This window comes from Bradyrhizobium sp. (assembly GCF_049581145.1).
GTDB lineage: Bacteria > Pseudomonadota > Alphaproteobacteria > Rhizobiales > Xanthobacteraceae > Bradyrhizobium.
On sequence record NZ_JBAURI010000837.1, the window covers coordinates 1 to 1643 of the forward strand.

Below are 1643 nucleotides of genomic sequence, written 5' to 3' on the forward strand. Positions count from 1 at the left end.
ACCAACGCCAAGCTCGACGGGAGTTACCGCAAGATCGACATCGAAGTTAAGGGAGATGGCCTCAAGGCGCTAGCACGCAAAGGGTACTATGCCATCGCGCCCGCAGATTGACGCTCTTCCGTTTTAATAATGCTCTAAGATGGTCGTGCTCCCATGACCTCTGAATCTGTTCTACTTCGTTACCCCATCGGCGGTCCGAAGCGAGCCGCGTCGTTTACAGCGCAGGAACGAAGCGCCGCCATCGAAGGCATACGGCAGTTGCCCCAAAAATTGCGGTCCGCAGTCGCGGAGTTGTCCGAGGAACAGCTTGCGACTCCTTACCGGCCGGGCGGCTGGACGGTGCGGCAACTGGTCCACCATGTCGCCGACAGCCATATGAACGCCTATGTTCGGGTGCGCCTTGGCCTGACAGAAAACTGGCCAACCATCGTTCCCTACCAGGAGCCGCGCTGGGCAGAGCTTGAAGACGCTCGTGCTGCGGCTGTATCGACTTCACTCGATCTGCTGCAGGCGCTCCATGCCCGCTGGGCGCAGCTCTTCGCTTCGCTCGATGAGCAGGCCTGGAAGCGTGGCTACGTGCATCCTGAGAACGGCCGGGAAACTCTCGAACAGGTGGTCATGCTCTACGACTGGCACGGCCGCCACCACACCGCACACGTCACGCAGTTGTCTGCGCGCATGGGCTGGTAGCAGCGCAGGTGGAAGTCCGCGATAAACCTGACTTCCCCCCTACGGAACTGGCCCGTTCGCTCGAGCAATTTTTCCTGGACCATCCTCGTGCCGCGTTGCTGGAGGATGGCCGTGTGCTCTTCGAGATGACGGCAGCCCACTACTCGATCTCTGCCGAGCATGGCCGCTGCGTCCTGCATCTATGGTCGGAAGAACGGAATATGGTCCGCACAGTACTGGGTCTGGAGGCGCGTAAGGAGACGTTGCGTCTTCGCGTTCGGCGCCTTGGGACCCGGCGCCCCCAATCTTTGGAAGTGTTAAGAGATCGCGACCTGAGGACGCCCGCGACTCGAGCTCTCAGCAGGACCAGATACCTGACTCTGCTGGAACGCCTCCTAACCCGCCACTTCAATGAATACAAGGTAGAGGCCCTGCGCTCGGCGATGGACCTGGAGCATAGCTTTGGCCCCGCATACGCGCGCGGCTTGCTGGTGCGTGGGCAGCAATGCTGGGCGCTCATCGGCGTCAATGCCGAGGAGAGCCAAGCCACGATCGATGGCGTGCTCACCTTGGGGATTCTGTGGCTTGCTTATTGCCGCGAACACGCCGCCGGCAAAAGAGTCTGCCACGGCCTCAAGGTTTTTTTGCCTGCCGGAAGCGGCAGCACCACACGGGCGCGCATGGCTTGGCTCAATCGCGAGCTGGCGCAATGGGAGCTCTACGAGGTGGGTACGGGTGAAGACCTGGAGGCGATTGATACAGCGGATCAAGGCAACCTGAAAATGCGCCTGGTGCATGCCTTTAGTCCCGAGGCGGCTGTCGAGCGAGCCAAGGATGGGTTGGCGCGCATCCTGCGCTTGTTACCCCCGGGTGTGCAAAGTCGCGTGACTGTTGCCGCACGTAGCGCCCATGAGGTGACGCTCTCCCTTTACGGTCTGGAATTTGCCCGCGTGCGCCAGGGGTTTGTCTCCGAC

2 protein-coding genes are annotated in these 1643 nt (G+C 61.1%); both read left to right on the forward strand.

Annotation, left to right across the window (positions count from 1 at the left end):
- Nucleotides 1-153: 153 nt before the first annotated feature.
- Nucleotides 154-690: a YfiT family bacillithiol transferase gene (locus WCB02_RS27540; RefSeq protein ID WP_423962914.1), complete on the forward strand. Its 537-nt coding sequence runs from the start codon at nt 154-156 to the stop codon at nt 688-690.
- Nucleotides 691-698: 8 nt separating this feature from the next.
- Nucleotides 699-1643, forward strand: a 945-nt coding sequence (locus tag WCB02_RS27545; RefSeq protein ID WP_423962915.1) for a hypothetical protein, incomplete at its 3' end; no start/stop codon positions are given.

What these genes read in the sequence shown, in the direction of transcription:
- WCB02_RS27540 (WP_423962914.1), top strand. Translation starts at nt 154, where the DNA reads ATGACCTCTGAATCTGTTCTACTTCGTTACCCCATCGGCGGTCCGAAG.